The sequence below is a fragment of the Mycobacterium kyorinense genome (genome assembly GCF_001672775.1).
Taxonomy (GTDB): domain Bacteria; phylum Actinomycetota; class Actinomycetes; order Mycobacteriales; family Mycobacteriaceae; genus Mycobacterium; species Mycobacterium kyorinense_A.
This window is the reverse complement of the sequence record NZ_LZKJ01000006.1, coordinates 10,638-35,891: the sequence shown is the minus strand read 5'-3', so window position 1 is coordinate 35,891 and position 25,254 is coordinate 10,638. Positions and strand designations below refer to the sequence as shown.

Genomic DNA, 25,254 nt, shown 5'->3' with positions numbered 1-25,254 from the left:
CACCTCGGAGAAGCCGATCTCGGCCTTGAGCGACTCCAGTTTCTGCACCGCGGCCGGTCCGTTGTCGCGCGGGCAGGTGAAGGTGATGTCGGTCTTGCCGTCTTCGATCTTGGACACGTTCTGCAACACCATGTCGATGTTGATGTCGGCGTCGGCGACCGCCCGGAAGATCCTGGCGGCATAACCGGGCAGGTCGGGGATGCCGACGACGGTCACTTTGGCTTCGCTCTTGTCGTGGGCGACTCCGGTCAGGAGGGCGTCTTCCATGGGGATGTCCTTGATCGATCCGGAAACAATGGTGCCCGGCTTGTCCGTATAGGACGAGCGGACGTGGACGGGCAGGTGGTAGCGGCGGGCGTACTCGACGCAGCGCAGCATCAGCACCTTGGCGCCGCAGGCCGCCAGCTCGAGCATCTCCTCGAAGGTGACGGTCTTCAGGTGCTGGGCGTTCGGCACGATGCGGGGGTCTGCGCTGAAGATGCCATCGACGTCGGTGTAGATCTCGCAGACATCGGCGTTCAGGGCCGCCGCTAGCGCCACCGCGGTGGTGTCCGAGCCGCCGCGGCCCAGCGTGGTGACGTCCTTGGTGTCCTGGCTCACACCTTGGAAGCCGGCGACCAGCACAACTTTGCCTTCGTCGAGGGCGGATTGCAGCCGGGCCGGGGTGACGTCGATGATCTTGGCTCTGCCGTGCGCGCCGGTCGTGATGACGCCGGCCTGCGAGCCGGTGAAGGACCGGGCCTGCGATCCCAACGATTCGATCGCCATTGCCACCAGCGCGTTGGAGATGCGCTCACCGGCGGTCAGCAACATGTCCAGCTCCCGCGCTGGCGGCGCCGGACATACCTGCTGGGCCAGCTCGAGCAGATCATCGGTGGTGTCGCCCATCGCCGAGACCACCACGACCACGTCGTTGCCCTGCTTTTTGGTTTCGACGATGCGCTCAGCAACGCGACGGATGCTGTCGGCGTCGGCCACCGACGATCCGCCGTACTTCTGCACGACGAGCGCCACTCTCGTCCTTTCGGTCCACCGGTTTTAGGTCGACAACAGAATACGTGCCCGCCCAACGAGGATGCGGGCCGTCCAATGGCCCACGGACGAGCACGCGGTTACGTCGGCGTTCAAAACGTTTTGGTGACAGCAGCGAGCGCGGTAAAGTACACACCGTGCAGCGCGTGCTCCTCCTCGGACGCCGCGGCGGGGTCTGATCCAGACCGGCTTCCCGTCGCGGGTGTTCGCGATGCGCCGGTCGTAGCCTTTCGGCTCCCTCCCATCCCCCGGAGCAATCATCGTGACAACCTTTTCTTCTCCCGATCCAGCCGATTCCGCCGATGCCTTCAGGTCCGGTCGAACCATCACCAAACCCGCGGGTGCGCCCCATGCCGCGCAGCCCGTCTGGAACACCCAGCGCGGCTCGTCGATGCCGATCGGTCGCTACCGCCCGTTCGCCGAGGAGGTCGAACCGGTCGCACTGGACGACCGAACCTGGCCGGACCAGGTCATCCGTCGCGCCCCGATGTGGTGCGCGGTCGATCTGCGCGACGGCAACCAGGCCCTGATCGACCCCATGAGCCCGGCGCGCAAACGCCGCATGTTCGAACTGCTGGTGCGCATGGGTTACAAGGAAATCGAGGTCGGCTTCCCGTCGGCCAGCCAGACCGACTTCGATTTCGTCCGCGAGATCATCGAGCAGGGCCTCATCCCCGACGACGTCACCATCCAGGTCTTGACCCAATGCCGGCCTGAGCTGATCGAGCGCACCTTCCAGGCTTGCGAGGGCGCATCGCGGGCAATCGTGCACTTCTACAACTCGACCTCGATCCTGCAGCGTCGGGTGGTGTTCCGCGCCGACCGCGCCGCGGTACAGGAGATCGCGGTGGCCGGAGCCCGCAAATGCGTGGAGGAAGCCGCCAAATATCCCGGCACCCAGTGGCGGTTCGAGTACTCCCCGGAGTCCTACACCGGCACCGAATTGGAGTACGCCAAGCAGGTGTGCGACGCCGTCGGCGATGTCATCCAACCGACGCCGGACAACCCGGTCATCTTCAATCTGCCGGCCACCGTGGAAATGGCCACCCCCAACATCTACGCCGACTCGATCGAGTGGATGAGCCGCAATCTGAAACGCCGCGACGCCGTGATCTTGAGTCTGCATCCGCACAACGACCGCGGAACCGCTGTTGCCGCAGCCGAGTTGGGCTATCAGGCCGGCGCCGACCGGATCGAGGGCTGCCTGTTCGGCAACGGTGAGCGCACCGGCAACGTGTGCCTGGTGACGCTGGGGCTGAACCTGTTCAGCCGCGGGGTGGACCCGCAGATCGACTTCTCGGACATCGACGAGATCCGGCGCACCGTGGAGTACTGCAACCAGCTACCGGTGCACGAGCGGCATCCCTACGGGGGCGACCTGGTCTACACTGCGTTCTCCGGCAGCCACCAGGACGCCATCAACAAGGGCCTGGACGCCATGAAGATCGCGGCCGACGAAGCAAACTCCGACGTCGACGACATGCTCTGGCAGGTGCCGTATCTGCCGATCGACCCGCGTGATGTCGGCCGCACCTACGAGGCGGTGATCCGGGTCAACTCGCAGTCCGGTAAGGGCGGGGTGGCCTACATCATGAAGGCCGACCACGGCCTGGCGCTGCCGCGCCGTCTGCAGATCGAGTTCAGCCAGGTGATCCAACACATCACCGACGGCGAGGGCGGCGAAATCTCACCGAAAGAGATGTGGGACGCCTTTGCTGAGGAGTACCTGGCACCGGTGCGACCGCTGGAGCCGATGAAGCACCGGGTCGACGCCGCCGACGAGGACAGCGGAACCACCGGCATCGTCGCGACCGTGAAAGTCAACGGGGCCGAGACCGAGATCAGCGGCACCGGCAACGGCCCGCTGGCTGCGTTCGTCGACGCGTTGGGCCGGGTGGGGTTCGACGTGGCCGTGCTGGACTATTCCGAGCACGCGATGAGCGCCGGCGAGGAAGCTCAGGCGGCGGCGTATGTGGAGGCCACGGTGAGGACCGCGGGCGCGGCGGAGCCGGGCGAAGCGGGTCGTCGCCCCACGGGCCCGGCGGGCGGCCGCACCGTGTGGGGTGTGGGCATCGCGCCGTCGATCACCACCGCGTCGCTGCGGGCGGTTGTCTCTGCGGTCAATCGGGCAGCTCGCTAGGCGCAATCAGAACCGCGCGGCGCCGATGCGCGCCGCACAGCGGCGCGAGGAGAAGCCGGGCAATCAGAACCGCGCGGCGCCGATGCGCGCCGCACAGCGGCGCGAGGAGAAGCCGGGCAATCAGAACAGCGCGAACTGTTCGCCGGCATCGGCCGGCTCGGTGAAGTCCTCGACGCCGGTGCCGCCGGCGACGGTGCCGACGGAATCCATGAACTGCGCATCGGAAACCACCGGAACGCCCAGCTCACGGGCCAGATAGCCTTTGCCGTGTCCGGGCTGGGTCTCGTTGCAGACCACCAGCGACGTGTCACGGTCGACGGCGTCGGTATAGGCCAGCCCGGCGTGCAGGATCCGTTCGACCAGTTCCTCGTGGGTGCGTCGGACCTCGGCCGCCAGCGCCACCCGCATGCCTTGCACCAGCGGACGGCCCCGCACATACGGCCCGGGGTTGAGATACGGGCACGGCATCCGAGACGCCAGCATCTTCAGCGGTCGCAGCTCGTCGTGTGTGACCCGGCCGTTCGGCCACCGGCGGCGAGTGACCGGCCGCACCGGTAGCCACACGTCGCGCTCACGCGCCCGCTGCAGCGCGGCGGCTAGCACGCGGGTGAGCACCAGAGCGTCGTCGAAGGCATCGTGCGGGCGTTCTTGCGCTACTCCCCAATGCGCAGCCAGCGTCTGCAACCGCAAATTGTCGGTCCCGAGGCCCAGCCGTCTCGCCAACTCGACCGTGCACATGACGGTGTCGACGGGCAATTCGGCGTCGGCGATCTCGGCTTCCGCGGCCAAGAACGCATAGTCGAACGCGACATTGTGTGCGACCAGGGTGCGTCCGCGCAGCAGCTCGACGACATCGCCGGCGATGTCGGTGAACTGCGGCTGGTCTTCGAGCATCGCGGCGGTCAGCCCGTGCACGTGAGTGGGTCCAGGGTCGACGCCGGGGTTCAGCAGGCTGACGACGGATTCCTCGATGCGGCCTTCAGCGTCGAGTGCCAGCGCCGCCAGGCTGATGATCCGGGCCTGACCTGGCCGAAAGCCCGAGGTTTCGACATCGATGACGGCCCAGCCCGCGCCGGGCTCACTGGCCGGTCGACCCCAAGCGATCCCCATAAAGGGAGGATGGCACGTCGGACCGACATCGCCGGTTCGCCGCGCGTCGTGTCGTGGATTTAACGCGCGCCGTGCCGTGAACTAAATTCCCGAGGGCGAACCGCTGCGCCCGGCGCAAGCGCCGCGCTTGCGATCGCCTCAAACCGACCGAGGGCGACCCGCTGCGCCCGGCGCAAGCGCCGCGCTTGCGATCGCCTCAAACCGACCGAGGGCGACCCGCTGCGCCCGGCGCAAGCGCCGCGCTTGCGATCGCCTCAAACCGACCGAGGGCGACCCGCTGCGCCCGGCGCAAGCGCCGCGCTTGCGATCGCCTCAAACCGACCGAGGGCGACCCGCTGCGCCCGGCGCAAGCGCCGCGCTTGCGATCGCCTCAAACCGACCGAGGGCGACCCGCTGCGCCCGGCGCAAGCGCCGCGCTTGCGATCGCCCTAAACTGCGCGGGTGATTACCGCCCGGGGACGCCTGGCCCTCGCCGCCGGGGCCGGCGCGCGGTGGGCATCGCGGGTGACCGGGCGCGGGGCGGGCGCGATGATCGGCGGCCTGGTGGCGATGACGCTCGACCGCTCGATACTGCATCAACTCGGGACGGGCCGCCGCACGGTGATCGTGACCGGGACCAACGGCAAGTCGACGACGACCCGGATGACCGCGGCCGCACTGGGCAGTCTCGGGGCGGTGGCCACCAACGCCGAGGGCGCCAACATGGACGCCGGACTGGTGGCTGCGCTGGCTGCCGGCCGCGACGCCGAGCTGGCTGCACTGGAAGTCGACGAGATGCATGTCCCGCACGTCGCTGACGCCGTCGAACCTCGCGTCGTCGTATTGCTCAACTTGTCCCGCGACCAACTGGACCGCGTGGGCGAGATCAACGTCATCGAACGCACGCTGCGGGCCGGATTGGCCCGGCACCCCAAAACGGTGGTCGTCGCCAACTGCGACGACGTGCTGATGACCTCGGCCGCCTACGACAGCACCGACGTCATCTGGGTGGCCGCAGGGGCCGGCTGGTCGGCCGACTCGGTGAGCTGCCCGCGCAGCGGTGAGGTGATCGTCCGCGATAGGGATCATTGGTATTCCACCGGCGCGGAGTTCCAGCGACCCAGCCCGCACTGGTGGTTCGACGACGAGCGGCTCTACGGGCCGAACGGGCTGGTGCTGCCGATGCGGCTGGCGTTGCCGGGATCGGTGAACCGCGGCAACGCGGCGCAAGCGGTGGCAGCCGCCGTCGCGGTGGGTGTCGATCCGGCGGCGGCGGTCGCCGCGGTCGGCACGGTCGACGAGGTCGCCGGTCGGTATCGCACCGTCCGCGTGGGCGAACACACGGTACGGATCCTGCTGGCCAAGAATCCGGCCGGGTGGCAGGAGGCGCTGTCAATGGTGGACAAGCAGGCCGCGGGCGTCGTCATCGCAGTCAACGGCCAGGTGCCCGACGGCGAAGACCTGTCGTGGCTGTGGGATGTGCGGTTCGAGCATTTCGAGGAGACTGCCGTCGTCGCGGCGGGCGAGCGCGGCACGGATCTCGCGGTGCGGCTCGGCTACGCGGGGGTCCAGCACACCCTGGTGCATGACACGCTGGCGGCCATCGCGTCGTGTCCGGCGGGGCCGGTGGAGGTCGTGGCCAACTACACGGCTTTCCTGCAGTTGCACCGGGCCTTGGAGCGCTTACGGTGACGGTACGGATCGGGCTCGTGCTGCCCGACGTCATGGGCACCTACGGCGACGGCGGTAACGCAGTGGTGTTGCGGCAGCGGTTGCTTTTGCGGGGCATCGCGGCCGACATCGTCGAGATCACGCTTGCCGACCCGGTGCCCGAGTCACTGGATCTCTACACATTGGGCGGGGCCGAGGACTACGCGCAGCGGCTGGCCACCCGCCATCTGATCAAACATCCGGGGTTGCAGCGCGCGGCGGCGCGGGGCGCGCCGGTGTTGGCGATCTGCGCTGCCATCCAGGTACTGGGTCAGTGGTACGAAACGTCGGCAGGCGAACGCGTCGACGGGGTGGGTCTGCTGGACGCGACCACGTCGCCGCAGCGCGACCGCACCATCGGCGAGGTGGTCAGCGCCCCGCTACTGGGCGGATTGACGGCGCCGTTGACCGGTTTCGAAAACCATCGCGGCGGAACTGTGCTCGGGTCGGCCGCGAAACCGTTGGGCGCCGTGAAGAAGGGGGCTGGCAACCGCGCCGGCGACGGGCTGGACGGCGCGGTGCAGGGCAGTGTGATCGCCACCTACATGCACGGGCCATGTCTGGCGCGTAATCCTGAGCTTGCCGATTGGCTGTTGACACGGGTGGTCGGTGAGCTCGCACCACTGGAGCTGCCGGAGGTGGAGTTACTGCGCCGCGAGCGGCTGCGAGCCTAAAACCGGATCTCTCGCCGGCACTGATAGCGCTAGTGCAGTGCCGGTGAATTGTGCGTCGCGCCCACCTGGCGCACCCTGGACTCGAGTCGATTCCAAAATCGGGGCGATTTGCGATTCCGGTCAAGCCATCATGGGAGGGATACGGTGTTGCCACTCAATGTAATTCCGGGTGCCGTCGAGGTCTCGGCAGCGACCGAAGCAGCGATCAGCGCGCAGACATCAGCGGCCTCGGCGGCGGGCGCAGCTGCGCTTACCGGCGTGGTGCCGATGGCCGCGGATGTGGATTCAGCCGAATTCGCCGCGGCTTTGAATGCGGCCGGCGCCGCCTACCTTGCGGCCGCCGCCGAGCATGCCGGCCAGCGGGCGGCATTCGCCGGGACCCAAGTCCTCGCTTCGGGCACCTACACCGCCACCGAAGCGGTCCGCGCGGCCAACTTGGCCTAGTAAGCAGACCTATGCCCGACCCGCGGTGGTCTGGTCCACCGGAGGTGATCGCCGCTACCTTCGAGGCCGGCTCGCCAGCGTCGGTGATCGCCAACAACGCGGCGTGGACAGCCGAAACCTCCTGCCACGAAACGGTTATGGGTCTCTCGGCCGTTAACACCGCAGCGACCGCGGCGGCCTGGCAAGGTTTGGGCGCGGTTTCCTCCACAACAGCTGTGCTCGGGCTCAACGCGGCGCTACAGACACTGGCGGCCTGGACGATGGAAAAGATTGCGCTAACGCAAGCCGCCGTGGACGCGTTCATCGCTGCCAGTTCTTCGGTGATTCCAGCGCAGGTATGTCAGCTCAATCGCGACGAGTGGGTGGCCGCCAATGCCACCAACTTCTTCGGCATACGCACCCCGGAAATCGTGGGCCTGGATAGCGAGTACTTCGGCGAACACTGGCCGCACAATTCGAGCGTGGGCTGGGCGTATTCGGCTGCGCTGGGCACACTTTGCATCGCGTTGGCGTTGCCGCCGCCAATTGCGCCCGTGGCGGCGTCACCGGCCGGGCCAGCAGCGGCCGGCGAGGCCGTCGCCGAGGCAGCTGCGCAAACCGGCATGAATGATGCGCTGCAGCTTTCCAACCGGGCTGCGCAGTCGGTGGGTCAGACGACGTCCACGCCCGCCGCCACGTCCGAAGGGCTCAGTGCGCTGATCGAACCGTTGCAACAAGGGGTATCGGGCGTCCTCCAGCCGTTGACGACATCGGCCCAGACACCGATGCAGGGGTTGGCGGGCATGCCGCAAGCCTTCCTGCAGACCGTCGGCGGCATGTTCCCGACGGCCGCGATCCCGGAAGGGGCGACGACGTCGGGCGGGGAGCCGGCACTGCGCGCCGGCGAAGGTGCTGGTCGGCTTACTAGTGGAACCTTCAGTGGCGCAAGCGGTGTGGGTGCGTATCCGGGAGCCGGGCTCACCAGCTACACCCGTCCGGCTAGCAGCTTCGAGCCACCAGTCGGCGGAAGACCCACCGGTCTGCGGAGCGATCTGCTCGGCGCTGCCGCACACCGCAGCCCGACGACATCCCCGGCGGCCGGCAGCGCAATGCCGATGACACCGGCCGGTCCGTCCCCACGCGGCGATCGGGTGCCAGACAAGCGAGTGGTGGCTCGCGCACACGTCGCCGTCGACGCCGACCCCGTGCCCGACGAATAGCACAGGACAAATTTTGTCCGGTTTGCTAGCTGTTGCTAATGCTGTTGTCGCGTAGACATTACGCCGCGCCATAAAGTTTGCTCCCGAGTGAAGTGACAACCTGCGAGCCCCGCCTACACTGCTATCCAAACCCCCGCTCGGGGACCGGAAATCAAGGAGCAGGCATGCCAAACGCGACCGTTGTGACACCGGAATTGCTGCGAACTACCCAGCAGGCTGTCGAATCGGCCCTGCAGTATGCGACCGCTGTAGCCAACGACTACCTGAGCAGTCACGAAAATGTCATCAGCGTGGCCACGTGGCACGGCCAGGCGGGTAGCACGTCACTGGCCACCGCCGGGCAGATCAACCACGACCTTCAGCAGACGGTGACGGGCGGCCAACGGTTGGCTCATGGACTCGGCCGCGCGGCGGCGCTGATGGAAAACCACGAAGCCGATGCATCCCATGGATTTACCGGCTTGTTCGGTGCGGCGAGCTAGCAGAAGCCAAGCAAAGGACAGGATATGACAGACCAAATCACGTACAACTACGGGGCAGTCACCGGATTTGCCGCCGACGTCGCCTCGCGGGCTGCGCAGCTGATGGAAATCCACGACGACATTCAGCACCGCACTCAGGCATTGGCCGACTTCTTCCAGGGCACCGGAGCCACTGCGTTCTTTGACGCCCAGCAACAGATGCTGCATGGCCTGGAAGGCCTGATCCAAACTGTCAGCCAACACGGACACGTCGTCAACAACACGGCGGAGAGCGCCCAGGCAACCGACCAGGCCATCAGCCAGGCATTCATCTAGCTTGACTGCCCGATTAGGTTGGGGGACAGGTGTTAACGACCACGCTAGATGGGCTGTGGGTGCTTCAAGTGCTCACCGGTGTGGAAGTCATCGCACCTGAATTGGGACTGCGGCCGCACCTACCCAGCGTCGAACCCAGACAACTGGCGCTGGCACATCCGATTGCCGACGAACTGCGGGCGCACGGCGTCATCGACGAGTCGGGTGCAGTGGACAACACGGTCGTCGAATGGCTAACAGTGCTGTCCCGGCGCGACATGGCACTGCTCATGCAACTCCGATCACCGCACGACGTTGAATCGGCGCGGGTTCTACTCGCCAGATGCGGCCAATGGTGGGTGGTCATGGAACGCTCGGCCAGCAGCATCCGGATACACGGCGCTGGAACCACCAGCGCGGCAGACACGGGCGAGGCGCTGATCAGTGCTCAAATCGAGCGACTGTGCGGGTGCCGGCCGGCGGCGCCGCTGCGACCGGTCACCGTCGACGCCGCGGTTATGCGTGCCGAAGCGCCCAATCAGGACGCGCTGTGGCGGTTTTTGGCCGCCCAACACCTCGACGCCGACCAGCAGCAGATTCTGAAGTGGGCGGGCGACTCGAAGCGATCGGCTCAGGTCTCCATCGTCGCGATCCACACGGATACCGGTCGGCTCACCCGCTCGCGCATCGACGACAGCGCCGTGACGATCATCGACACCCCGGAAGGCCGGCTGCTGGCCGAGCATGTCGTTGCTGCGGGCAAGAGCTGGCTGATCGTCGCGCCGGGGACGACGCCTGCCATCGGGTCAGCGGTAAAGGCGATGGTGCAAGGGCTGCCGACGCACGAAGGGTGGTATTCCCATCGACAAGTTGGATGAGGAAAACCGTTGCGAGGACCATGATTTGGTCTCGGGCAGACTACGGATTTCTGACATGGTCGCACCGCGGAAGATCCCACCTGCAGCGGGATGGCGAAAGTTCTTCTACAGTGCGTCGTTTCATGCCGTGAACCTGGGCGAATCGGCGGCTGAACGCCATCACCGCGATTTGCAGGCCCGGATCCGGCGCCACATCCGTAAGCAGTACGTGATCGGCGTTGTGTCGGGCAAAGGGGGCGTCGGCAAGACCACCATGACCGCCTGCATCGGCGCAGTGTTTCGCGAGTGCCGTCCCGAGAACGTGGTCGCCGTCGACGCCGCGCCCGGTTTCGGGACATTGGCCGGCCGGATCGATGAAGCACCGCCCGGCGATTACGCCGACGTCCTGAATGACACGGACGTCCAGGGCTATGCCGACATTCGCGAGCACCTCGGGCAGAACAGCATCGGATTGGATGTCCTGGCCGGAAACCGCGGGTCCGGCCAACCGCGGCCGTTGGCCCCGTCGATGTTCACCGGCGTGCTGTCGCGGCTGCGACGCACCCACAACGTCATCGTGATCGACACTTCCGACGATCTCGAGCATCCGGTGATGAAGGCCGTCTTCGATGCCTGCGACACGCTTGCGTTCGTATCCGGCCTGACGGTGGATACCTCGCTTCCGGTGTCACGGTCGATTGACCTGTTGCGGTCGATGGGTTACCACGAGCTGGTATCCCGCAGTGTGATCATCCTCAACGACAGTCGTAACAAATATGATTCGCAGGCGGAGCGCTACCTTACCGAGCGATTCACGCAGGCCGGCGCCAACGTTGAATTCATGCCATACGACCCGCATCTCGCGGAAGGCGGCATCATCGACACGCAGCATGAGCTGAAGAAGAAGACACGGCTGCGCCTCTACGAAATCGCCGCCGCACTTGCGGATAAGTACATTCCCGAAGCAGACCGGGCGCATTGATGGCCAGTGTCTCGCTTCCGGCGCGCTGCGCTGTGGCAGTGGTCTGCGGCAAGCACCTGATCTCGCAAATCTACCCGGCGTCGGTGCCTATCGAAGTCTTCATCGATGACATTGTCGAGTTGCTCGGCGACGAGCTCAAACGTCGTGGGTTACCCGAGCTGACGGCCGGGGTGGGCTATGAGCTGCACAAGGTCAACGGGGTGCGGCTGGATATCAGCAAGACCTTCGATGAACTCGGTATCGAAGACGGTGCCACGCTGGTGCTGGCCCCGGCCACGCACGGCGAATCCTTTGAGCCTCAATACGAGTCATTGTCGACCGGTTTGGCGCGGATCGGGAAGAAGCTGTTCGAACCCGTCACGGCCGACACCGCGGTGCACACCGCACTGGCCATCCTGGCGATGGCCGCCGCGACGGCGTTCGCGCTGGCGCTGCGGGCCCGCGCCCGCACCGACTCGCTGACGCCCACCATCGTCACCGGAGCACTCGGCGTGCTGGCCGGTGTGGGGCTGACAGCGGTCTGGCTGCGGTGGCCGCATCGCGGCGACCTGCTCGACGGATTCAGCTGGATCGCAGTGCCGCTGCTGGCCGGAGGCGCTGCCGGCGCCGCGCCAGGACGGCTGGGTTCCGCCCACGTATTCATCGCTGCCCTCGCTGTCGCCGTGCTGAGTTGGGCGGTGACCGCGTCAACGCGACGTCGTATTGCCGCGACGGCGGCCATCGTCACGCTGTGCGGTGTGGCAGGGGGTTTGGCCGCCGCCAGAATGTGGCGTCCGTTTCCGGCGCAGTGGCTGGGCATGTGCACCCTGGTCGCGTTACTGGTGGTGTTGACCGCGGCCCCGACGATTGCGCTGTGGGCCGCCCGAATTCGGCCGCCACACTTCGGGTCGGTCACCGGCCGTGACCTGTTTCGTCGACGTGACGGCCTGCCGGTGGACACGGTGTCTCCCGTCGACGCCGAAGATGAGGTGAACCCGGATACCACGCCCCGCGGTAAGCAGATCGCCGCGGCTGCGGTACGCGCCAACGGCGTGCTCACCGGCATCTGTGTGGGCGCCGCGCTGGCACTGCCTGCCGGGGCTTGGGTCACCCTGATGCCGGGACAACGCCGTAGCCCAGCGGCGGCCACGTTGGCCGGGTTGTTCGTGCTGATATTCATCAGCCGCGGACGGGCATTCACTGACAGACGGCAAGCCGTGGCCCTGGTGTGCGGGGCCGCCGCGGCGGCATGCGCAGGCGTCGCGAAATGCGTGCTGCACCAGCCGTCCGCATCGGTCCAACCAGTGCTCTGGGCCGCGGTCGTCCTGGCCGGGTTCGGCGGCACCGGGCTGGCCACCGCCCTGCTGGTGCCGATCACCAAATTCACGCCGCTGGTGCGCATGCTCGCCGAGTGGCTCGAATTGGCGGCGATTGCCGCCGCCCTGCCGTTAGCCGCGTGGATCGGCGGCTTGTTCAGCTGGGTGCGCATGCGATGACGTCTGCGAGCATCTGCGTGACCGCTATCGCGGTTCTCGTTGGACTGTCGGCCAGCGGGCCGCTGGCCCAAGCTATCCCGCCGCCGAGCGTCGACCCCGCCCGGGTACCCGCGGATGCCAGGCCGGAGCCGGAGGAGCCGATGCGTCAGAGCAATGTCTGCGCACGCACGACGACGGTCGCAGAACCGGATGTGACCGCCATCGTGCCCGGATTCACTATGCTCAACGTCAGCGCGGCCTGGCAGTACTCGACTGGCCATGGGGTACCGGTGGCCGTGATCGACACGGGGATCAATCCCACCGGCCGATTGCCCGTCGTCGCTGGCGGTGATTACGTCATGGCCGGCGACGGATTGACCGACTGCGACGCCCACGGCACCATCGTCGCGTCGGTGATTGCCGCTGCACCCCAGGGCATTCCGATGCCCGCCCCAATGCCGGCCGCCCCGGCTTTTCCGGCACCGACCGGTCCGCCGCCCGTCAATGCGGGCACACCGCCGATAGCTGATCAACCCGATGAAGACCCCGACGCGCCAGCGCCGCCGCCAGACGCCACCGACGGCGTGGTTGGAGTTGCCCCGCACGCGGTGGTGATCTCCATCCGCCAGTCATCGCGGGCCTACGAGCCGATCAATCCGCGACTGGGCGACGCCGAGAGGCACCAGAAGGCCGGCACCGTCGCCACTCTGGCGAAAGCTATCGTCCACGCGGCCGATATGGGCGCCAAGGTGATCAACGTCAGTGTGGCGTCGTGCGTGTCGGCGGCCGACCCGCTGGACCAGAGTTCGGTCGGCGCCGCTGTGTGGTACGCCGCCACCGTGAAAGACGCGGTGATCGTCGCCGCCGCCGGCAACGAGGGGGAAGATTCGTGCGCCCAGAACCCGGTCTTTGATCCCCTGGATCCTTCCGACCCCCGCGACTGGCATCAAGTCAAGACGGTGTCCTCACCGTCCTGGTTCGCCGACTACGTCCTGTCGGTGGGCGCAGTCGACAACACCGGCGTCGCCATCAGCAAAAGCCTTGCCGGGCCGTGGGTCGCGGCGGCGGCACCGGGTATCGGGATCATGGGGCTCTCTCCGCAAACCGGCGCTGCGGTCAACGGCTATCCTCCGGTCCGCCCGGGAGAGCAGACCATGCCGTTCTGGGGAACAAGTTTCTCGGCCGCCTATGTCAGCGGCGTCGCGGCGCTGGTGCGGGCAAAGTATCCGGAGCTCTCCGCCCACCAGATCATCAACCGAATCCTGCAAACCACCCACAACCCGCCACGCGGGGTCGACAATCAGGTAGGTCACGGCGTGGTGGACCCAGTGGCGGCGTTAACCTTCGATATCCCTCCGGGAGAACGTATTCCACCGGCTACGCGGAGCCGGATGGTGTTGCCGGCCGCGCCACCGCCGGCACCGGATTACCGGGCGCGCACTATGGCATTGGTCTTCGCCGGGGCAGTCGCCGCTGCAGTCTTGGTCGGGTCAATCGTCGGCCGTGTCCGGCGAGCGCGATGAACGCCACCTGCAGACAGGCGACCGTCACCGGCATGCTGCTCGCCGCCGTCGTCGGCTGGTCGTTCGGTGGATACCTCGGTGGCGCAGCAGGTTTGGCGACCGGAATAGTTGCGGCCGTGATCCCGTGGAGACGTCGACCGCTGTGGTCGTGGCTGGCGTTGTGGTTGCGGCGCGGCCGGCCAGTGGCCTGGACCGAGCCCGTGACAGTGGTCAACGACGGCGCCGGGGGCGGTGTCCGCTACCAGGGCGGCGCTGCGGTCGCGGCGGTACAACTGCTCGGCACCGCGCACACGCCGACAGTGTTCACCGGTTCGGCGTCGACGCACACCGCGAACATCCTCGACATCACCGCCCTGGAGCCGTTGATGCGTCAAAGTCTGGGCCTGACGATCGATTCGCTAAGTGTGGTCAGCTGGGGTTCGAGGCGCCGCAGCGCCGGCGACTATCCGCGCGTCTACGACACTCTGATCGGTGCCGTGCCCTACGCTGGACGGCGGGAGACCTGGGTCATTGTGCGGGTTTCGGGCACCGATAATGCCGAGGTGTTGCAATGGCGCGCCTCGATCGGCACCGCGACACTGGCGGCCGCGCAGCGAATCGGTAGCGCTTTGCGCCAGCGGGGGATTCGCGCCAGGGTGGCGACCGCGACTGACATTCTCGAGTTGGAGCGACGGCTGGGCCGGTCGGCGTTGGACGCCGGTGCACAGCGCTGGAACTCGGTGCGCAGCGATACCGGTTCGATGACGACCTACGGCTATCTTCCCCGCGACATCACCACCGACAAGTTGGCGCAGGGATGGACGGTGCGCGCTGACGCCATCATCCAAAACGTCACGCTGTTCAACGACGGCACTGCCGCCGCCGCCATCACAATCTGCAGCACCCAGCCGCCGGCGGCACCGCCGAGTGTGTTGTTGCAGACGCTGCCGGGCGAACAGTTACACAGCGTCGCCGCGAATCTCTGCGGTCCGATGCCGGCGATCGGCGGCATGCGCCGTGGTGTACTGGCCGGCGAGCTCGCGGTGCCGATCGGGCCGTCTGGTGTGCTCCTCGGCAAGGACGCCGCCGGCAACCGGTTCGCACTGCCGCTCGACGACCCCGGCGAATTCAGCCGAGTGCATATCGGCGCCGACGACGAGGTGGCGAAACGGATTGTGGTTCGGATGGCCGCAGCCGGTGAGCGCATCACCGTCCATACTCGGAACGCGCAGCGGTGGGCCAGCATTCGCACGCCCGATATTGCGGTAACTGACCAGCCAAGACCCGCCACCGGCACCACGGTCAGCGTCGTCGACGGCACCATTGCGCCGGCGCCTCGGCCGAACACGCTGGTCTTCGTCGGCGAACCCGGTGAGCCCTGCCGAGGATCCGCCGATGTGCTGATCATGCAAACCGGTCCGGCGATGCTGGAGGTGCACGCCGCCGGGCAGGTGCACACCGTCGCGGTCGAGTTGTTCCGCGCGGAGAACCGCTATGTCTACTGTGAGCACGCCATGCTCGGCGCGGCCGGACTCGTGGGATAGCCGATGGCCGCCAGCACGTCGATCGTGGCCGCGCGCAAGCGGTTTGATCAGGCGATGGCGGTATTCGATTCAGATGTCGCCGCCGCGCAGGTGCGGTTCCGGGAGGCAACCGAGATCGATCCGTCGATGGCCGACGCCTGGCTGGGCCGAATCGCCACCGGCGACGACGAGTTGTGGACGCTGCAGAAGCTATACGCCTGCGGCGCGCGACTGCACCGGGAAACCAATCGGCTCGGTGTGCCGTTGTCTGCGCCGGTTAAGGCGGGTCCGTATCTGGCCATCGTGGTGACCGAGGCGTCACACGCGGCACTGGCGTTGGCCAGCACGTTCATCGACGACGGCGAGTACCAGAACGCCGCGGCGCTGCTCGATGATTCGGCTCTGCTGGACACCTGGGAAAATCACCAATGGCAGCAGCACATCCGCGCCTACCTGATGTTCGCGACCCAGCGCTGGCCTGACGTGATATCGGTTGCGGCCACTATCCTGCCGCCGCAGGCCAGCATCATGTCGGCGGTCAGCGCCGCGACCACGACGCTGGCCGCCCATGCCGCGGCCCATCTCGGGCAGCCGCTGGTTGCGCTGGATTGGACCGACCGAGTTGAGCTGCGTCCCGGGCCCACTGAGCCGAGCGAGCATGGCCGCGCCCATAACGACACCGTCGCGATCGACCCCAGCGAATTTCCGCTGATTGCAGCTGATCTCGCCTATGTGCGCGGAATGGCCCACCGCTTGCTCGGTGAGCAGGACAACGCGCAGATCTGGTTGTCCAGGGCGACGATCAATGGTGCGCTGACCGCGGCAGCCAAACAGGCGTTGGCCGACCCGGGCCTACAGCTGGCGGTCACCGACGAGGAGACGATCGATTCCCGCACCGACAAATGGGACGTCAACACCGAGCGGTCCGGCCAGCAGCGTCGGGAAGAAGAAAGCACAGAGCGGCGCCGCGAACTGCTGGCTGAAGGCCGTGCGCTGCTCAACAACCAGGTCGGTCTGGCCGAAGTGAAGCGTGCGGTGGCCGAGCTCGAGGATCAGATCGAAGTCCGGGCCCTGCGGTTGGCGGCCGGGCTGCCGGTAGCCAGCCAGACCAACCACGTCTTGCTGGTCGGGCCGCCCGGCACCGGGAAAACGACAACTGCAGCGGCGCTGGGCAAAATCTATGCGGGTCTGGGCATTGTGCGACACCCGGAAATCGTCGAGGTCAAACGGGCGGACTTCTGCGGCGAATACGTCGGATCGTCAGGGCCAAAGACCAACGAGCTCATCAACCGCTCGCTGGGCCGCATCCTGTTCATGGACGAGTTCTATTCGCTGGTGGAACGCCACCACGATGGCTGGCCGGACATGATCGGGATGGAAGCAGTCAATCAGTTGCTGGTTGCGCTGGAGGTGCACCGGTTCGATTTCTGTTTCATCGGGGCCGGCTACGAGAAAGAAGTCGACGAATTCCTGACCGTCAACCCGGGTTTGGCCGGACGGTTCAACCGTAAGCTGCGCTTCGCGTCGTATTCCCCCGACGAGCTGGTCGAGATCGCGGTGCGCTACGGGCAGCCGCGGGCCACCGTCCTGGACCCTGCTGCGCGCGAGGCACTGACCGGCGGGTGCCAGAGGTTGCGGGACTTTCTGGCGCCGGACGGCAACCACGGTATCGACGTCATGCAGAACGGACGCTTTGCCCGTAACGTGATCGAACGCGCTGAGCGGCTGCGTGATTCGCGCGTAGCCGCCCAGCACCGTGCTGCCAGCAGATCGGTGACTGTCGACGACCTCGAGACGTTACGCGCCGAGGACGTGACCAGGGCCGTGATCGACGCATGCGCCGAAAAGCATGTGCCCGTTGAGCTCTGAACATTCAACTTTTCCGCAGTCGAAGCAACCGCCGACCCATCGGCGTGCTGCGGCATTCTGAGGACAACCGCTAGCGGCGTTCCCGCCCGCCGGGCGGCTCTGACGCGAAAAACCGGGCAATCGTCGCGGCGATCTGCAGAAACCGACGTCGCGCCGCCGGAGCCATCTCGCTGGTGACGTCGATGACGCCGCCAGGACGCAGGTGGGGGTCGAAGGGCACCTCGACCACCATCTGACCACGGTCGAGGAATTGGCGAGCCAACACCGACCGCGTCCGTTTGTCAGCGTGGCCGTCGGAATCGTTGAGTACCACGATGCTTCGCCGCAACAGATCGGTGCGGCCGTGCGCAGACAACCACTCCATGGTCTGCGCGGCGGCAGAGGCCCCGTCGGCCCAGGGCGAGGACACCACGATCAGGGCGTCCAGGTCGCTGAGGGCCTCCTGGGTCACCGGCGCGTCCATCGTCGACCCGCAGTCGATGATCGAGATCGTGAAATGACGGTCCAGTCGCAACGTGGCTTCCCGGTAGATCGCCGGATCGAGGACGCGCCGCGGACCGGCCGGCGGCTCTCCGGCAAGCACGTACAGACCCGCCGAATTACTGCCGACGCGAGAGCTGACATCGGCGAACGATTGCAGATTCTTGTCGGCCGTCAGTTCCCAATAGGAACCGCTGGTCCGGGGATCGATCCGGCTGCCCAGACGCCCAAAAGCGGTGTCGGCGTCGATGGCCACCACGCGGTCCTGGCGCCGCAGTTCGGCAAAGATGGATCCGACGCTGGCCGCGACGGTGGTTTTTCCGACGCCGCCTTTACCGAGCACGCCGACCTTGTAGTTGCCGTGCAGGACGGATTTGATGACGGCCTGGAATTCCGCTTCCTGCCGTTCTGCCGCCGACGGGCCCAGATTGACCAGACCGAACGTCGCCGTCCAGAGCATGCGCCGCCAGCCACGGCCCGGCGGGGCACGTCGCGGCGACGGGCGCGGCGGCGGCCCGACCCCGAAGTCGGGCCATCCGGCGGATCCCGGCGGGCCGGGGGGTGGTCCGGGGCGCGGCGGTGCCGCCGGTGGGCGCGGTTGGCGGAGGGAGTGGAACGGTTGCGGCGGCATCGGCCGCGGATCGGGTGATTGCGGACGCGGCTGAGGCCGCGAGGGTGCGCCGGGCTGCGCAGGCCGCAATCGGTCCCGCAGGAAGTCGTCGCGCTCGTTCATGGGCTCCTCAGCTGGCATCCGGCCGTGGGTGTCACAGGCGCCGCCAGTCCAGTATCGATTATCGAGGCACCGGAGAAGCATGGTGGCGATCTGCACTCTCGCGCAAAGTTGTCGCGCAAACTTGGCCTACACAGGCCACGATCGCGGGTTATTGCACACCAGCCCCGCGAATGCCGCATCAATGCCCGCTGCCACGGCTTATGGTGAGTTCCATCACTGCACCCCGGTCGGCTCGGGGCCGATGAGATCCTGCGGAAATCCCGCCAAGCGGTGATCACAGCAAATCGAACGGCCTGGATTCGCCGTATCGCGATTCGCGGCTGCGAGTCGCTCAACGCAACGTCACCGCAGGCAATTACCCAGGCGCGCAACCAGAACGGGCAAATTCACAGACCTCCGACGGTTTCGTCGGATCGGCACCGCCAATCAACGGGTTACTATTGATCAAGTTGGCATGTCAGGCGGTTTTTGTCATATCGTTTTACGACTTGTCGAGAACTGGGTACAGGGCCACCGTTCAGCGCTGCACGGACGCATTCCCCTGCTCCGGGTCTTCGCCGCTTGGCGTGCCGGATATCGACAAGGGCCGACAGGCTCAGCCGCCTTCATAGGGGCCGCGCCGCCGGGGCTACTCATGAATGCCGCGCAGAAAGTTCTTGGTGAAGGGTCAGGTAAGAATGGCGCCCAACCGCGTCGGGCTGTACAACCCCGCTTTCGAGCACGACTCGTGCGGGGTGGCGATGGTCGTCGACATGCACGGCCGCCGCAGCCGCGACATCGTGGAAAAGGCGATCACCGCGCTGCTCAATCTCGAGCACCGCGGTGCCGCGGGTGCCGAACCGCACAGCGGTGACGGCGCGGGCATCCTGATTCAAGTTCCCGACGACTTCCTGCGTGCGATCGTCGACTTCGAATTGCCGGCCGCGGGCAGCTACGCCACCGGTATCGCGTTTTTGCCGCAGTCGTCCAAGGACGCTGCGGCCGCCTGCGCCGCGGTGGAGAAGATCGTGGCCTCCGAGGGATTAAAGGTGCTCGGCTGGCGCGACGTACCTACCGACGATTCCTCGCTGGGCGCCCTGTCCCGCGACGCCATGCCCACCTTCCGGCAGCTGTTCGTCGCGGGCGCCTCCGGGATGGAGTTGGAGCGGCGCGCCTACGTGATCCGAAAGCGCGCCGAACACGAACTTGGCACCAAGGGCCCCGGGCAGGACGGCCCTGGACGCGAAACGGTTTATTTCGCAAGCCTTTCCGGCCAGACCTTTGTGTACAAGGGCATGCTGACCACGCCCCAGCTCAAGGCGTTCTATCTCGACCTGCAAGACGATCGGCTGACCAGTGCGCTGGGCATCGTGCACTCGCGGTTCTCCACCAATACTTTCCCGTCCTGGCCGCTGGCCCATCCGTTCCGGCGTATCGCCCACAACGGAGAGATCAACACCGTCACCGGCAACGAGAACTGGATGCGCGCCAGAGAGGCGCTGATCCGCACGGACGTCTTCGGGGAGCCGGGCGACCTGGACAGCGCCGACAAGTTGTTCCCGATCTGCACGCCCGGCGCCTCCGACACCGCCCGCTTCGACGAGGTGCTCGAACTGCTACACCTGGGCGGTCGCAGCTTGGCGCACGCGGTGCTGATGATGATCCCCGAGGCGTGGGAGCGCCACGAGTCGATGGATCCGGCCCGACGAGCCTTCTACGCCTACCACTCCTCGCTGATGGAGCCGTGGGACGGCCCGGCGTCGATGACGTTCACCGACGGGACCATCATCGGCGCGGTGCTCGACCGCAACGGCTTACGGCCATCTCGAATCTGGGTCACCGACGAAGGTCTGGTCGTGATGGCCTCAGAGGCCGGTGTGCTCGATCTCGACCCGTCGACGGTGGTGCGCCGGATGCGGCTGCAGCCGGGCCGGATGTTCCTGGTCGACACCGCGCAGGGCCGCATCGTCTCCGACGAGGAGATCAAGGCAGAACTGGCCGCCGAACATCCGTATCAGGAGTGGCTCGACAAGGGGCTGATCCCGTTGGAGGAGTTGCCGCAGGGCAACTACGTGCAGATGCCGCACCACCGGGTGGTGTTGCGGCAGCTGGTTTTCGGTTACACCTACGAGGAGCTCAACCTGCTGGTGGCCCCGATGGTGCGCACCGGCGCCGAGCCGCTCGGATCGATGGGCACCGACACCCCGGTCGCGGTGCTCTCAGAGCGGCCGCGGATGCTGTTCGACTACTTCCAGCAGCTGTTCGCCCAGGTGACCAACCCGCCGCTGGACGCCATCCGCGAGGAGGTGGTGACCAGCCTGCACGGGGCCCTGGGGCCGGAGGGTGACCTGCTCAACCCCACCGAAGACTCCTGCCGCCAGATCGTGTTGTCCCAGCCCATCCTGCGCAACCACGAGTTGGCCAAGCTGATCAACCTCGATCCCGACGTCGAGGTCAATGGGCGGCGGCATGGCCTGCGGTCCACAGTGATTCGCTGCCTGTACCCGGTCAACGAGGGCGGCGCGGGTCTGAAGGCCGCGCTCGACGACGTACGGTCGCAGACCTCGGCGGCGATCGCCGACGGTGCGCGGATCATTATCTTGTCCGACCGCGAGTCCGACCAGGAAATGGCCCCGATCCCGTCGCTGCTGGCGGTCTCAGCGGTGCATCACCATCTGGTGCGGGAGCGGTCCCGCACCAAGGTCGGGCTGGTAGTGGAGTCTGGCGACGCCCGCGAGGTGCACCACATGGCCGCCCTGGTCGGATTCGGTGCCGCAGCGATCAACCCCTACATGGCATTCGAGTCGATCGCGGACATGCTCGACCGCGGTGCCATCACCGGGATCGAGCTCGAGAAGGCGCTGCAGAACTACATCAAGGCCGCAGGCAAGGGCGTCCTGAAAGTGATGTCCAAGATGGGCATCTCAACGCTAGCGTCCTACACCGGCGCGCAATTGTTCCAGGCTGTCGGTGTTTCCGAGGACCTGCTCGACGAATACTTCACCGGGCTGACCTGCCCCACCGGCGGCATCACGCTCGACGACATCGCCGCGGACGTCGCCACCCGCCACGCGCTGGCGTTCCTCGACCGGCCCGACGAACGAGCGCACCGCGAGCTCGAAGTGGGCGGCGAATATCAGTGGCGCCGTGAAGGCGAGTACCACCTGTTCAACCCGGACACCGTTTTCAAGCTGCAGCACTCCACCCGCACCGGGCAGTACAAGATCTTCAAGGAATACACCCGTCTGGTCGACGACCAGAGCGAGCGGATGGCGTCCCTGCGCGGGCTGCTGAAATTCCGCGATGGATTCCGGCCGCCCGTTCCGCTGGACGAGGTGGAACCGGCCACCGAGATTGTCAAGCGGTTCGCAACGGGCGCAATGAGTTACGGATCCATCTCCGCCGAAGCGCACGAGACACTGGCTGTCGCCATGAACCGGCTGGGCGGCCGGTCGAATTCAGGCGAGGGTGGCGAGCACATCGGCCGCTTCGACCGCGACCCCAACGGTGACTGGCGCCGCAGTGCGATCAAACAGGTCGCCTCCGCGCGATTCGGCGTCACTTCGCACTACCTGACGAACTGCAGCGACATTCAGATCAAGATGGCGCAAGGGGCGAAACCCGGTGAGGGCGGGCAGCTTCCGGGCGGCAAGGTGTACCCCTGGATTGCCGAAGTACGCCACTCCACGCCCGGGGTCGGGCTGATTTCACCCCCGCCGCATCACGACATCTACTCCATCGAGGACCTGGCGCAACTGATCCACGACCTCAAGAACGCCAACCCGTCGGCGCGGATCCACGTCAAGCTGGTCTCCGAGAACGGAGTCGGCACAGTCGCCGCCGGCGTGTCGAAGGCGCACGCCGATGTGGTGTTGATCTCCGGGCACGACGGCGGCACCGGCGCCACTCCTCTGACGTCGATGAAGCACGCCGGCGCGCCGTGGGAGCTGGGGTTGGCCGAAACCCAGCAGACGTTGCTGCTCAACGGGTTACGTGACCGCATCGTCGTCCAGGTGGACGGTCAGCTCAAGACCGGCCGCGACGTGATGATCGCCGCGCTGCTTGGCGGCGAGGAGTTCGGTTTTGCCACCGCCCCCCTGGTGGTGTCCGGCTGCATCATGATGCGGGTGTGCCACCTCGACACCTGCCCTGTCGGCGTGGCCACCCAAAACCCGGTACTGCGGCAGCGGTTCACCGGCAAGCCCGAATTCGTCGAGAACTTCTTCCTGTTCATCGCCGAAGAAGTCCGCGAATACATGGCAGCGCTGGGCTTTCGCACGCTCAACGAGGCTGTCGGCCAAGTGGGCGCCCTGGACACCACGCTGGCGCGGGCACACTGGAAGGCCCACAAGCTCGACCTGACGCCGGTGCTGCACGAGCCGGAGTCGGCGTTTATGAACCAGGACCTGTACTGCAGTTCCAGCCAGGACCACGGTTTGGACAAGGCGCTGGACCAGCAGTTGATCGTGATGAGCCGCGAGGCACTGGATTCTGGTTCACCCGTTCGCTTCTCCACGACGATCAGCAACGTCAACCGCACGGTGGGCACCATGCTCGGCCACGAAGTGACGAAAGCTTATGGCGGCCAGGGGTTGCCGGACGGCACCATCGACATCACGTTCGACGGCTCGGCCGGCAACAGCTTCGGTGCGTTTGTGCCCAAAGGCATCACGCTGCGGGTCTACGGCGATGCCAACGACTATGTCGGCAAGGGGCTGTCCGGGGGACGGATCGTGGTGCGGCCGTCTGACAATTCGCCGGAAGGCTATGCCGCCGAAGACAACATCATCGGCGGCAACGTCATCCTGTTCGGCGCCACCAGCGGCGAGGCGTTTCTGCGCGGTGTGGTGGGCGAACGATTCGCCGTGCGTAACTCCGGCGCCTACGCGGTGGTCGAGGGAGTCGGCGATCATGGCTGCGAGTACATGACCGGCGGCAAAGTGGTCATCCTGGGCCGCACCGGCCGCAACTTCGCGGCCGGGATGTCCGGCGGCGTGGCTTATGTGTATGACCCCGACGCGGTGTTCCCCTCCCACCTCAACACCGAGATGGTGGAGTTGGAGGCCCTCGACGACGAGGATCTCGACTGGCTGCACGGCATCATCCAGGCGCACGTCGACGCGACCGACTCCGCGGTCGGCCAGCGCATCCTCGGCGACTGGGCAGGCGAGCAGCGCTGCTTCGTCAAGGTGATGCCCCGCGACTACAAGCGAGTACTGGAGGCGATCGCCGAAGCCGAACGCGACGGCACCGACGTCGACGAGGCAGTGATGGCGGCAGCTCATGGCTGATCCGAGGGGCTTTCTGAAGTACACCCACCGCGAGACCCCGAAGCGGCGACCGGTGGACCTGCGCCTGCGCGACTGGAAGGAAGTCTACGAAGACTTCCCACACGAGACCCTGCAAGAGCAGGCCACGCGTTGCATGGACTGTGGCATTCCCTTCTGCCACAACGGTTGTCCGCTGGGCAACCTGATCCCGGAGTGGAACGACCTGGTCCGCACCGGCCGCTGGCGCGATGCGATCGAACGCCTGCATGCCACCAACAACTTCCCCGACTTCACCGGCCGGCTCTGCCCGGCGCCGTGTGAATCATCATGCGTGCTGGGCATCAACCAAGATCCGGTGACCATCAAGCAGATCGAGCTGGACATCATCGAGAACGCCTTCGACGAAGGCTGGGTGGTTCCGCTACCGCCGCAGCAGCTGACCGGCAAGACGGTTGCGGTGGTCGGGTCGGGTCCGGCCGGGCTGGCCGCCGCCCAACAGTTGACCCGGGCGGGACACAGCGTCACCGTTTTCGAGCGCGCTGACCGCATCGGCGGGCTACTGCGTTACGGCATTCCCGAATTCAAGATGGAAAAGCGGTACCTGGATCGCCGACTGGAGCAGATGAGCGCCGAGGGCACCGAATTCCGTGCGGGAGTCAACGTCGGCGCCGACATCAGTGCTGAGCAGCTGCGCGCCGACTTCGATGCGGTGGTGCTGGCCGGTGGCGCCACTGTCGCGCGCGATCTGCCCATCCCGGGCCGCGAACTCGACGGTATTCACCAGGCGATGGAGTTTCTGCCCTGGGCCAACCGCGTCCAAGAGGGCGACGACGTGCTCGGGCCCGACGGCGAGCCGCCCATCACCGCCAAGGGCAAGAAGGTCATCATCATCGGTGGCGGCGACACTGGAGCCGACTGCCTGGGCACCGTGCACCGTCAGGGCGCGGTGACTGTGCACCAGTTCGAGATCATGCCCCGCCCGCCGCAGACCCGCGCCGAGTCCACGCCGTGGCCGATGTACGAGCTGATGTTCCGGATCTCATCGGCGCATGAAGAGGGCGGCGAGCGGATGTTCTCGGTCAACACCGAGGAGTTCGTCGGCCGAGACGGTCAGGTCACCGCGCTGAAGGTCCACGAGGTGACCATGGCCGACGGCAAGTTCGTCAAAACCGAGGGCAGCGATTTTGAGATCGAAGCCGATCTGGTGCTGTTGGCGATGGGGTTCGTCGGCCCGGAGCAGCCCGGCCTGCTGACCGATCTGGGCGTGGAGTTGACTGACCGCGGTAACGTCGCGCGTGGCAAGGACTTCGAGACTTCGGTACCCGGGGTCTACGTTGCCGGCGACATGGGGCGGGGCCAGTCATTGATCGTCTGGGCGATCGCCGAGGGACGCGCGGCGGCAGCAGCCGTCGATCGTTACTTGATGGGCCGAACTGCGTTGCCTGCGCCGATCGCCCCCACCGCCGCACCGCAGCGGTAGTCACTCTAGGCACACCTGCAACATTTGATAAATTGCTCGGCGCGTCTTACGCTGTTTGCCA

The 25,254-nt window shown here is 66.5% G+C and carries 17 protein-coding genes and 1 pseudogene; 15 read left to right on the top strand and 3 right to left on the bottom strand.

Annotated features, from left to right (window positions below):
* A partial coding sequence (locus A5707_RS00465; RefSeq protein WP_065012565.1) for an aspartate kinase occupies nucleotides 1–1,014 on the bottom strand: 1,014 nt, incomplete at its 3' end.
* A gap of 280 nt (nucleotides 1,015–1,294) precedes the next feature.
* Between A5707_RS00465 and leuA the strand changes: the two genes are divergently transcribed.
* The gene (gene leuA / locus A5707_RS00460; RefSeq protein WP_065012564.1) at nucleotides 1,295–3,172 is read left to right on the top strand and encodes a 2-isopropylmalate synthase; all 1,878 of its coding nucleotides are present in this window, start codon (nucleotides 1,295–1,297) and stop codon (nucleotides 3,170–3,172) included.
* 120 nt (nucleotides 3,173–3,292) lie between these two features.
* Here leuA and A5707_RS00455 read toward each other — a convergent pair whose 3' ends face one another.
* The gene (locus A5707_RS00455) at nucleotides 3,293–4,282 is read right to left on the bottom strand and encodes a DEDDh family exonuclease (RefSeq protein WP_065012563.1); all 990 of its coding nucleotides are present in this window, start codon (nucleotides 4,280–4,282) and stop codon (nucleotides 3,293–3,295) included.
* Between the two features lie 441 nt (nucleotides 4,283–4,723).
* On the opposite strand from A5707_RS00455, the gene A5707_RS00450 reads away from it, so the two are divergent.
* The 12 genes and pseudogenes from A5707_RS00450 to eccA all read left to right on the top strand — a co-directional run bounded on the left by A5707_RS00450 (nucleotide 4,724) and on the right by eccA (nucleotide 17,251).
* Entirely contained in the window at nucleotides 4,724–5,953 is a 1,230-nt protein-coding gene (locus A5707_RS00450) for a Mur ligase family protein (protein WP_065012562.1), read from the top strand.
* Nucleotides 5,950–6,645, top strand: coding sequence for a type 1 glutamine amidotransferase (locus A5707_RS00445; protein WP_269455122.1), 696 nt, complete (start codon nucleotides 5,950–5,952; stop codon nucleotides 6,643–6,645). Before A5707_RS00450 ends, A5707_RS00445 begins: the two co-directional genes overlap by 4 nt.
* Nucleotides 6,646–6,792: 147 nt before the next feature.
* Complete coding sequence (locus A5707_RS00440; RefSeq protein WP_065012571.1) at nucleotides 6,793–7,089, top strand: PE domain-containing protein; 297 nt, start codon at nucleotides 6,793–6,795, stop codon at nucleotides 7,087–7,089.
* A gap of 11 nt (nucleotides 7,090–7,100) precedes the next feature.
* A complete protein-coding gene (locus tag A5707_RS00435; protein ID WP_065012561.1) occupies nucleotides 7,101–8,288 on the top strand; it encodes a PPE domain-containing protein in 1,188 nt (395 codons plus the stop codon).
* Between the two features lie 164 nt (nucleotides 8,289–8,452).
* On the top strand, nucleotides 8,453–8,770 hold the full coding sequence (locus tag A5707_RS00430) for a WXG100 family type VII secretion target (RefSeq protein WP_065012560.1): 318 nt from the start codon (nucleotides 8,453–8,455) through the stop codon (nucleotides 8,768–8,770).
* Nucleotides 8,771–8,794: 24 nt separating this feature from the next.
* Nucleotides 8,795–9,085: a WXG100 family type VII secretion target gene (locus tag A5707_RS00425; protein ID WP_065012559.1), complete on the top strand. Its 291-nt coding sequence runs from the start codon at nucleotides 8,795–8,797 to the stop codon at nucleotides 9,083–9,085.
* Between the two features lie 29 nt (nucleotides 9,086–9,114).
* Nucleotides 9,115–9,942 carry an ESX secretion-associated protein EspG gene (locus A5707_RS00420; protein ID WP_065012558.1) on the top strand — a complete coding sequence of 276 codons (828 nt, stop codon included), beginning with the start codon at nucleotides 9,115–9,117 and terminating at the stop codon, nucleotides 9,940–9,942.
* A gap of 22 nt (nucleotides 9,943–9,964) precedes the next feature.
* Nucleotides 9,965–10,903, top strand: a pseudogene (locus tag A5707_RS00415) (MinD/ParA family ATP-binding protein); the annotation flags it as partial.
* Complete coding sequence (gene eccD, locus A5707_RS00410) at nucleotides 10,903–12,378, top strand: type VII secretion integral membrane protein EccD (protein WP_082969158.1); 1,476 nt, start codon at nucleotides 10,903–10,905, stop codon at nucleotides 12,376–12,378. The pseudogene A5707_RS00415 and the gene eccD, both read left to right, overlap by 1 nt.
* Entirely contained in the window at nucleotides 12,375–13,880 is a 1,506-nt protein-coding gene (gene mycP, locus A5707_RS00405) for a type VII secretion-associated serine protease mycosin (RefSeq protein ID WP_065012556.1), read from the top strand. The genes eccD and mycP overlap by 4 nt, the downstream gene beginning before the upstream one ends.
* 32 nt (nucleotides 13,881–13,912) lie before the next feature.
* The gene (gene eccE / locus A5707_RS00400; protein WP_232000582.1) at nucleotides 13,913–15,403 is read left to right on the top strand and encodes a type VII secretion protein EccE; all 1,491 of its coding nucleotides are present in this window, start codon (nucleotides 13,913–13,915) and stop codon (nucleotides 15,401–15,403) included.
* A 3-nt stretch (nucleotides 15,404–15,406) separates the two neighbouring features.
* On the top strand, nucleotides 15,407–17,251 hold the full coding sequence (gene eccA / locus A5707_RS00395; RefSeq protein WP_065012554.1) for a type VII secretion AAA-ATPase EccA: 1,845 nt from the start codon (nucleotides 15,407–15,409) through the stop codon (nucleotides 17,249–17,251).
* 70 nt (nucleotides 17,252–17,321) lie between these two features.
* Here the strand turns inward: eccA and A5707_RS00390 are convergent, their stop codons facing one another.
* A complete protein-coding gene (locus tag A5707_RS00390; RefSeq protein ID WP_065012553.1) occupies nucleotides 17,322–18,464 on the bottom strand; it encodes a MinD/ParA family ATP-binding protein in 1,143 nt (380 codons plus the stop codon).
* A gap of 677 nt (nucleotides 18,465–19,141) precedes the next feature.
* Here A5707_RS00390 and gltB point away from each other — a divergent pair.
* On the top strand, nucleotides 19,142–23,734 hold the full coding sequence (gltB, locus tag A5707_RS00385; protein ID WP_065012552.1) for a glutamate synthase large subunit: 4,593 nt from the start codon (nucleotides 19,142–19,144) through the stop codon (nucleotides 23,732–23,734).
* Nucleotides 23,727–25,193 (top strand): glutamate synthase subunit beta, encoded by a 1,467-nt coding sequence (locus A5707_RS00380; RefSeq protein ID WP_065012551.1) that lies wholly within the window; start codon nucleotides 23,727–23,729, stop codon nucleotides 25,191–25,193. The genes gltB and A5707_RS00380 overlap by 8 nt, the downstream gene beginning before the upstream one ends.
* Nucleotides 25,194–25,254 lie beyond the last annotated feature (61 nt).

Bases quoted from the DNA above. Each gene is read 5' to 3' on its own strand.
- A5707_RS00455 (WP_065012563.1), bottom strand. From the start codon at position 4,282: ATGGGGATCGCTTGGGGTCGACCGGCCAGTGAGCCCGGCGCGGGCTGG.
- A5707_RS00435 (WP_065012561.1), top strand. From the start codon at position 7,101: ATGCCCGACCCGCGGTGGTCTGGTCCACCGGAGGTGATCGCCGCTACC.
- A5707_RS00430 (WP_065012560.1), top strand. From the start codon at position 8,453: ATGCCAAACGCGACCGTTGTGACACCGGAATTGCTGCGAACTACCCAG.
- A5707_RS00425 (WP_065012559.1), top strand. From the start codon at position 8,795: ATGACAGACCAAATCACGTACAACTACGGGGCAGTCACCGGATTTGCC.
- eccD (WP_082969158.1), top strand. From the start codon at position 10,903: ATGGCCAGTGTCTCGCTTCCGGCGCGCTGCGCTGTGGCAGTGGTCTGC.
- mycP (WP_065012556.1), top strand. From the start codon at position 12,375: ATGACGTCTGCGAGCATCTGCGTGACCGCTATCGCGGTTCTCGTTGGA.
- eccE (WP_232000582.1), top strand. From the start codon at position 13,913: ATGCTGCTCGCCGCCGTCGTCGGCTGGTCGTTCGGTGGATACCTCGGT.
- eccA (WP_065012554.1), top strand. From the start codon at position 15,407: ATGGCCGCCAGCACGTCGATCGTGGCCGCGCGCAAGCGGTTTGATCAG.
- A5707_RS00390 (WP_065012553.1), bottom strand. From the start codon at position 18,464: ATGAACGAGCGCGACGACTTCCTGCGGGACCGATTGCGGCCTGCGCAG.
- gltB (WP_065012552.1), top strand. From the start codon at position 19,142: ATGGCGCCCAACCGCGTCGGGCTGTACAACCCCGCTTTCGAGCACGAC.
- A5707_RS00380 (WP_065012551.1), top strand. From the start codon at position 23,727: ATGGCTGATCCGAGGGGCTTTCTGAAGTACACCCACCGCGAGACCCCG.